At 69.2% G+C, this 7,105-nt stretch carries 9 protein-coding genes and 1 pseudogene; 4 read left to right on the top strand and 6 right to left on the bottom strand.

Annotation, left to right across the window (positions count from 1 at the left end; genetic code table 11):
* From FFS27_RS25285 to FFS27_RS25275, 3 genes are all read right to left on the bottom strand, one after another.
* The coding region (locus FFS27_RS25285) for an MFS transporter (protein ID WP_137952275.1) at positions 1 to 430 on the bottom strand (430 nt) is incomplete at its 3' end.
* Positions 431 to 600: 170 nt separating this feature from the next.
* Positions 601 to 1,014 (bottom strand): VOC family protein, encoded by a 414-nt coding sequence (locus FFS27_RS25280; RefSeq protein WP_003082839.1) that lies wholly within the window; start codon positions 1,012 to 1,014, stop codon positions 601 to 603.
* A 36-nt stretch (positions 1,015 to 1,050) separates the two neighbouring features.
* Positions 1,051 to 1,476: a YciI family protein gene (locus FFS27_RS25275; protein ID WP_003086910.1), complete on the bottom strand. Its 426-nt coding sequence runs from the start codon at positions 1,474 to 1,476 to the stop codon at positions 1,051 to 1,053.
* A gap of 257 nt (positions 1,477 to 1,733) precedes the next feature.
* On the opposite strand from FFS27_RS25275, the gene FFS27_RS25270 reads away from it, so the two are divergent.
* From FFS27_RS25270 to FFS27_RS25260, 3 genes are all read left to right on the top strand, one after another.
* Positions 1,734 to 2,003, top strand: coding sequence for a MoaD/ThiS family protein (locus FFS27_RS25270; protein ID WP_003086912.1), 270 nt, complete (start codon positions 1,734 to 1,736; stop codon positions 2,001 to 2,003).
* 20 nt (positions 2,004 to 2,023) lie between these two features.
* Entirely contained in the window at positions 2,024 to 3,130 is a 1,107-nt protein-coding gene (locus FFS27_RS25265) for a WD40/YVTN/BNR-like repeat-containing protein (protein WP_137952274.1), read from the top strand.
* Positions 3,131 to 3,198: 68 nt separating this feature from the next.
* A complete protein-coding gene (locus FFS27_RS25260) occupies positions 3,199 to 3,675 on the top strand; it encodes a YbaK/EbsC family protein (protein ID WP_003086914.1) in 477 nt (158 codons plus the stop codon).
* 15 nt (positions 3,676 to 3,690) lie between these two features.
* On the opposite strand, the gene FFS27_RS25255 is transcribed toward FFS27_RS25260, so the two are convergent.
* Positions 3,691 to 4,089, bottom strand: a complete 399-nt coding sequence (locus tag FFS27_RS25255) for a VOC family protein (protein WP_021264505.1) — start codon at positions 4,087 to 4,089, stop codon at positions 3,691 to 3,693.
* A 37-nt stretch (positions 4,090 to 4,126) separates the two neighbouring features.
* Positions 4,127 to 4,777: a helix-turn-helix domain-containing protein gene (locus tag FFS27_RS25250; RefSeq protein WP_003082844.1), complete on the bottom strand. Its 651-nt coding sequence runs from the start codon at positions 4,775 to 4,777 to the stop codon at positions 4,127 to 4,129.
* On the opposite strand from FFS27_RS25250, the gene rhtA reads away from it, so the two are divergent.
* Positions 4,776 to 5,669 (top strand): threonine/homoserine exporter RhtA, encoded by an 894-nt coding sequence (gene rhtA, locus FFS27_RS25245; RefSeq protein ID WP_003086919.1) that lies wholly within the window; start codon positions 4,776 to 4,778, stop codon positions 5,667 to 5,669. The genes FFS27_RS25250 and rhtA overlap by 2 nt on opposite strands.
* Here rhtA and pmpM read toward each other — a convergent pair.
* A pseudogene (gene pmpM / locus FFS27_RS25240) lies at positions 5,652 to 6,965 on the bottom strand (proton-coupled multidrug efflux MATE transporter PmpM); the annotation flags it as partial. The gene rhtA and the pseudogene pmpM overlap by 18 nt on opposite strands.
* Positions 6,966 to 7,105 lie beyond the last annotated feature (140 nt).

The raw sequence follows: 7,105 nt of genomic DNA, 5'->3' as shown, positions 1-7,105 counted from the left end.
CGCCGCCCTGCGCCGCGCCGACCACCCGCCCGCGCTCGCCAGGCGCCGCCAGCGCCGCGGCGTAGGCCAGCAGTCCCTGGGTCATGGCGGTGCCGAGCAGGCCCAGTCCGAGCAGCCCCAGCGCCAGGCCGAGGGTATCGCCGGCGAAGCCCACCAGCAGCAGCGACAGCACCAGCAGCAGGAGCTGGACGAACATCAGCCGGCGCCGCTCCAGCAGGTCGCCCAGCGGCACCACCAGCAGCAGCGCCAGGGCGCAACCGGCTTGGGTCGCGCCGAACAGCAGGCCGACCCCGGCCTGGCCGATGGCGAACTCGGCACCGAGGACGTCCAGCAGCGGCTGGGCGTAATAGACGTTGGCCACGCTGAGACCGCAGGCGACGGCGAACAGCAGCACCAGCGCGGAGGGGAGGGAGGATGGCGAGGATGGCATGCGAAGCGCTCCGTAAGGTTTCAATATGAAACTATGCGGAGGCTAGGAATTTTGGTTTTAAAATGCAACTTAAATTATCGCGGCAGTGCGTCTATCGATCGCGACTCGCGCACAGCGGAACGCGGGCCCGCCGCCGATTCACACCTGGCGGCGGGCCCGCGTAGCGGACGCTACCGGTCCTGCTCGCAGTTGACCATCCAGGCCACGCCGAAGCGGTCGGTGAACATGCCGAAGCTCGCCGCCCAGAAGGTCGGGCCCAGCGGCATCTGGACCGAGCCGCCCTCGGCGAGGGCGTTGAACAGGCGCTCGGCCTCGGCCTTGCTGTCGACGTTGAGGCTGATGGAACAGCCCTTGATGCCTTCGTAGGGATAGGCCGGGTGATTGTCCGAGGCCATCAGGGCGAAGCTGCCGACCACCAGCCGTGCGTGCATGATCTTGTCTTTCCAGTCGGCCGGGATGTCGCCGCACTCGGGGCTGTCGCCGAACGGCAGCATGGCCTCCAGGGTGCCGCCCAGGTGCTGGTGGTAGCAGCTGAAGGCCTCCCGGCAATTACCGTTGAAGATCAGGTAGGGGACGATTTGCATGGCGCTTTCCTCGTTCTTGGCGGAGTGCGGGGCGGTTCAGTTGCGTTTTTCCAGCTCGGCGCGCAGGCGCTCCTCGCGCTCGCGCAGTTCCGGGGTGAACTCCTCGCCGAAGTCCTCGGCCTCGAAGACCTGGCGGATCTCGATCTCGGATTCGCCGTCGAATGGGTTCGGGCATCGCTTGACCCACTCGATGGCCTCTTCCAGGGAGGCCACCTGGAACATCCAGAAACCGGCGATCAGCTCGCGGGTCTCGGCGAAGGGGCCGTCGATCACCGTCCGCGCGTTGCCGGAGAAACGCACCCGGGCGCCCTTGGCGCTGGGCTGTAGCCCTTCGCCGGCGAGCATCACCCCGGCCTTGACCAGTTCCTCGTTGTAGCGGCCCATCGCCGCGAGCAGTTCCTCGCTGGGCATCTCGCCGGCTTCGGAAGCCTGGGTGGCCTTGACGATCACCATGAATCTCATCTGCGTTCTCCTTGTTGTTCTGCGCAATGACGGCCCGTTCTGGCCCGCCTCCCGAACTGGTCGAACGGCGGGCCGGCGGATCGACAGGCGACGGCGGTTTTTTCGCTGGCCGGGGCAGTATAGGAGGCCCGCGCCGAGCGGCCGGGATGGCCGACGAGCGTCGCTGCGGAGTGTGCCGACCGCTGGGCGGGCCGCGCCAGCCGTGGCCTGCAGGGCTTCTACACTGTTCCAGCAGAACCATTTCCGCGAGCCTCGGCATGCCCCGTATCGTCTTCGCCCCGGCCATCCAGCGGCATGTCGCCATGCCCGCGCTGGACGTCGGCGCCGCCACCGTCGCCGCCGCCTTGCAGGCGGCCTTCGCCCGCGAGCCGCGCTTGCGCGGCTACCTGCTCGACGACCAGGGCAGTCTGCGCCGGCATGTGGCGCTGTTCGTCGATGGCGTGCAGGTCCGCGATCGCCGGGGATTGGGCGATCCGCTCCAAGACGATAGCGAGATCTACGTGGTGCAGGCGCTGAGCGGCGGTTGACCAACAGAGGAGGACATCCGGTGAGCGAGCGACTCTATGTCGGCACCCGCAAGGGCCTGTTCGAGCTGCGGCGCAACGCGGCGGGCCAGTGGCTGCCGATGGCCAGCCACTTCCTCGGCGAGCCGCTGAGCATGCTCCTCGCCGACCCGCGCGACGGCGCGCTCTACGCGGCGCTGAACCTCGGCCATTTCGGCGTCAAGCTGTGGCGTCGCGACGCCGGCGCGACGGACTGGATGGAATGCGCGGTGCCGGTCTATCCGCCGCAGCCGCCAGCGGCCGAACCGCTGGAAGGCCAGGCGGCGGAGCCACCCTGGTCGCTACAGCAGTTGTGGATCCTCGAGCCAGGCGGCGCCGAGCGGCCCGGCACGCTGTGGGCCGGGACCATCCCCGGCGGCCTGTTCCGCTCCGACGACCGTGGTGCCAGCGGGCGCCTCAACCGCGAACTCTGGGAACGACCCGAACGCGCCCAGTGGTTCGGCGGCGGCTACGACCATCCCGGCATCCATTCCATCTGCGTCGACCCACGCGACAGTCGCCACCTCACCGTCGCGGTGTCCTGCGGCGGCGTCTGGCAGAGCCACGACGACGGCCGCAGCTGGACCTGCACCACCAAAGGCATGCGCGCCGACTACATGCCGCCGGAGCAGAGCGAGGAAGCGGCGATCCAGGACCCGCACCGCCTGGTGCAGTGCCAGGCGCGCCCGGAGTTCCTCTGGGTGCAGCACCACAACGGCATCTTCCGTTCCCGCGACGGCGGCCTGCATTGGCAGGGCGTGGTCGCCGAGCCGTCCAGCTTCGGTTTCGCCGTCGCCGTGCATCCGCGGCAGCCGGACACGGCCTGGTTCGTCCCGGCGACCAAGGACGAATGCCGCATTCCCAGGGACGCCCGTTTCGTGGTCACCCGCACCCGCGACGGCGGCCGCAGCTTCGAGACCCTCGAGCGCGGCCTGCCCGGCGGCCCGGCCTACGACCTGGTCTACCGCCACGGCCTGGACATCGACCCCAGCGGCGAGCGCCTGGCCATGGGCTCGACCACCGGCGGCCTGTGGCTCAGCGAGAACGGCGGGGAGGACTGGCGGCAGCTCTCCGCCAACCTGCCGCCGATCTACTGCGTGCGCTTCGCCTGAGCGCGCGGCGCTGGACAGCCTCGGCGCGCTTGCATAAGTTCGTGGGTTTTCGCCAAGGAGCCCACCCCATGAGCCTCGAATCCGTCCGGCGGTTCTTCGCCGAGAAAGCCCCGGACCTGCGCATCATCGAGCTGGAAACCAGCACCGCCACCGTCGCCCTGGCCGCCGAGGCCCATGGCGTGGAGCCGGGGCGGATCGCCAAGACCCTGTCGCTGCGGGTCGGCGAGCGCACCGTACTGGTAGTGGCGCGCGGCGACGCGCGGCTGGACAACCGCAAGATCAAGGCCGCCTTCGGCGGCAAGGCGAAGATGCTCGGCGCCGAGGACGTGGTCGAGCTGACCGGGCACCCGGTCGGCGGAGTCTGCCCGTTCGGCCTGGCGACGCCGCTGGCGGTGTACTGCGACGTCTCGCTGCAAGCCTTCGACGAAGTGCTGCCGGCCGCCGGGGCGGTGCACAGCGCGGTCCGCATCGCCCCGCAACGGATGGCCGAGCTGGTGGATGCGCAGTGGGTCGATGTGTGCCAGGAAGTCCTCCAGGAAGCCTGACGGCAACTGCCGGGCTCAGGCCAGGTTGAGCTGCCAGGACACCCCGAAGCGGTCGGCCAGCCAGGCGAAACGCTGGCTGAAGCCGTAGTCGCCGAGCGGCATCAGGGCCTTGCCGCCGTCGCCCAGGGCTTCGGCCAGGCGCTCGATCTGCGTGTTGCTCTCGCACTCGACGAAGAAGGAGAACGCCGGGGTGAAATCGAAGGCGTGCCGCACATGGCTGTCGATGCAATGCACGCTCTGGTCGCCGAGGCGGAACAGCGCCTTCAGCACCGAGCCCTCCGGGCCCGGCCCCTCGGCGCCGTAGCGCTGGATCTGGAGGATCTCGGCGTCGTCGAACAGCGACAGGTAGAAGTTCATGGCCGCCTCGGCCTGGACCCCCTGGAACATCAGGAGGGGGCGTACGCGTGCGCTCATCGCGGTCTCCTCTGGAAGGCTGGCTCGAGGCTAGAGCCTAGCTCACCACGTTGCGGGTGAAACGCACCACCTCGTCGCCGTCGTTGACGTAGGCGTACGGCTGGTCGCTGGCGAAGGCATGGAAGTCGCCGGCCTCGATGCGCCGTTCGCCGTCGGCCAGTTCCAGGCGCAGGCGACCTTCGATGACCAGAACCATCTCCCGCCAGCCGGCGGCGTCGGGTTCCGATACGTAGCGCTCGCCCGGTCCCAGCGACCAGGCCCAGAGTTCCACCTCGCGCCGCGCCGGCGCGCTGGCGAGGAGGGTGGCGCGGCTCTCGGGGTGGTGGCCGACCCAGGCCACCGCATTGATCCGCGAGCGGTCGGTGGCCGGGGCCTGGACCAGGTCGGGGAACAGCACGCCGAGGGCGGCGGCGATACGGTCGAGGGTCGACAGGCTGACATTGACGTCGCCGCTCTCGATGCCCACCAGCATCCGCCGGCTGACACTGGCCGCGCGGGCCAGCGCTTCCTGGCTGAGGCCGGCTTGCAGGCGCAGGCGGCGGACGTTGCCGGAGACATGTTCGAGGACGCTGGGGCGTTCGGTAGGGTTGGGCAATATATTGCTCACTGTCGCGGTTTTGCGCATTATAGTGCACATCCCGTTTCCCGCAGTCCATCGGGCTGCTTCCCACTGCCGGACCTCTTCCATGACCTCCACCTCCCGCGGCCTCGCCGGAACGCTGTTGCCGGTCGGCCTGCTATTGATCGCCATGGCCTCGATCCAGAGCGGCGCCTCCCTGGCGAAAAGCATGTTCCCCCTGGTCGGCGCCCAGGGCACCACGGCCCTGCGGCTGTTCTTCGCCGCGCTGATCCTGCTGCTGCTCCTGCGTCCCTGGCGCAAGCGCCTGAGCCTGCAATCGCTGCGCTCGGTGGTGGTCTACGGCATCGCCCTGGGCGGCATGAACCTGCTGTTCTATCTCTCGGTGCGCACCGTGCCGCTGGGCATCGCGGTGGCTCTGGAGTTCACCGGGCCGCTGCTGGTGGCGATCCTCTCCTCGCGGCGCCTGCTGGACTTCCTCTGGATCGGCCTGGCGGTGTTCGGCATCTGGCTGTTGCTGCCGCTGGGCAACAGCGCCGAGCCGCTCGACCTGGTCGGCGCCGCCTATGCCCTCGGCGCCGGCGTGTGCTGGGCGCTGTACATCCTCTTCGGCCAGCGCGCCGGCGCCGACCATGGCGCCCAGGGCGCCGCGCTGGGGGTGCTGGTGGCGGCGATCCTGGTGGTGCCGATCGGCGTCGCCCACGCCGGCGCCGACCTCCTCGACCCGGCGCTGATCCCGTTGGCGCTGGGCGTCGCGGTGCTCTCCACGGCCTTGCCCTACACCCTGGAAATGGTCGCGCTGACCCGCCTGCCGGCGCGCACCTTCGGCACCCTGATGAGCATCGAGCCGGCCTTCGGCGCGCTCTCCGGGCTGCTGTTCCTCGGCGAGCGGCTGAGCCCGACCCAATGGCTGGCCATCGGCGCGATCATCCTCGCCTCGGTCGGCACTACCCTCAGCGTCAAGTCGCGTGGCGCCGCCCCGGCGCTACCGGCCAAGGACTGAGGCGGCCGCCGCGTCCTCCCGCTGCAGGCGCTCGTGCTGGCGGATGAAGCGCCGCGCGCTGCGCGCCAGGCGGATGCAGAGCATGATCGCCGCGCCGGTCAGGCCCACCACCAGGCCCTGCCACAGGCCGCGCGGTCCGGTGGGTTCCTGGATCCAGTCGGTGAGGCCGAGGCTGTAGCCCACCGGCAGGCCGATGCCCCAGTAGGCGAACAGGGTCATGATCATCGTCACCCGGGTGTCCTGGTAGCCGCGCAGGGCCCCGGCGGCGGTGACCTGCAGGGCGTCGGAGAACTGGAACAGCGCGGAGAACACGATCAGCGAGGCGGCGATGGCGATCACCGCCGGGTCCGGCGAATACATCGCGGCGATCTGCTCGCGCAGCAACAACATCAGGCTCGCCGAGACGCAGGCGTAGCCCAGCGCCGCGGCCATCCCCACGCCGGCGGCGAAGCGCGCGTCGCGCGGCAGGCCGGCGCCGAGGTTGTGGCCGACCCGTACGGTCACCGCCATCCCCAGCGAATAGGGAATCATGAACACCAGCGCGCTGAAGTTCAGGGCGATCTGGTGGCCGGCCACCACGTTCTCGTCGAGCCCGCCGATCAGCAGGGCGATCACCGAGAAGATGCTCGACTCGGCGAACACCGCGATGCCGATCGGCAGGCCGACCGCCACCAGCGGGCCGATGGTCGCGCGATCCGGCCACTCCCAGCGCGAGAACAGTTGGCTGGCGCGGTAGATCGAGGCCTTGTTCACCCAGAACAGCATGCCGAGGAACATGAACCACATCACCGAGCCGGTGGCCCAGCCGCAGCCGGGGCCACCCATCTTCGGCATGCCGAAGTGGCCGTAGATCAGCGCGTAGTTGATCGGGATGTTCAGCAGCAGCCCGCCGATCCCCAGCACCATGCTCGGCCGGGTCCGTCCCAGGCCGTTGGTGTAGCAGCGCAGTACGTGGTACAGCGCCGCCGCCGGGAAGCCCAGGGCGATGCCCTTGAGGTACAGCAGGCTCGGCCCGATCAGTTCCGGGCGCACTTTCATCAAGCCGAGGATCGGCTCCGACAACCACCACAGCACCGCCCCCGACAGCGGTCCGATCAGCAGCGCCAGCCACAGCGCCTGGCGCACCAGCGGCCCGGTGCCGGGCTGGTCGCCGGCGCCATGGCGCTGGGCGACCTTGGCCGTGGTGGCGAGCAGGGTGCCGGTCATCAGCAGGAACATCGGGATCCAGATCGAGTTGCCCAGCGCCACCGCTGCCAGGTCGTGCGGACTGGCGCGCCCGGCCATCACCGCATCGACTGTGTCTTATACACATCAGACGCTGCCGACGACTCCTTCCGTGTCGCTCTAGGTGGTAGCCGTAGCTTTCACAAAAACATAGAATAATATCAAAGCTGAGCAAGCAGAAGAGAAGGAATCAAAGAAGAAAGACATATAAA

It is taken from the genome of Pseudomonas sp. 2VD (genome assembly GCF_005503585.1).
Taxonomy (GTDB): Bacteria; Pseudomonadota; Gammaproteobacteria; order Pseudomonadales; family Pseudomonadaceae; genus Pseudomonas; species Pseudomonas aeruginosa.
Note: the sequence above shows the minus strand (reverse complement) of the source record. Positions and strands in the feature narration are given on the sequence as shown.

What these genes read in the sequence shown, in the direction of transcription:
- FFS27_RS25280 (WP_003082839.1), bottom strand. Translation starts at nt 1,014, where the DNA reads ATGCAAATCGTCCCCTACCTGATCTTCAACGGTAATTGCCGGGAGGCC.
- FFS27_RS25275 (WP_003086910.1), bottom strand. Translation starts at nt 1,476, where the DNA reads ATGAGATTCATGGTGATCGTCAAGGCCACCCAGGCTTCCGAAGCCGGC.
- FFS27_RS25270 (WP_003086912.1), top strand. Translation starts at nt 1,734, where the DNA reads ATGCCCCGTATCGTCTTCGCCCCGGCCATCCAGCGGCATGTCGCCATG.
- FFS27_RS25260 (WP_003086914.1), top strand. Translation starts at nt 3,199, where the DNA reads ATGAGCCTCGAATCCGTCCGGCGGTTCTTCGCCGAGAAAGCCCCGGAC.
- FFS27_RS25255 (WP_021264505.1), bottom strand. Translation starts at nt 4,089, where the DNA reads ATGAGCGCACGCGTACGCCCCCTCCTGATGTTCCAGGGGGTCCAGGCC.
- rhtA (WP_003086919.1), top strand. Translation starts at nt 4,776, where the DNA reads ATGACCTCCACCTCCCGCGGCCTCGCCGGAACGCTGTTGCCGGTCGGC.
- FFS27_RS25250 (WP_003082844.1), bottom strand. Translation starts at nt 4,777, where the DNA reads ATGGAAGAGGTCCGGCAGTGGGAAGCAGCCCGATGGACTGCGGGAAAC.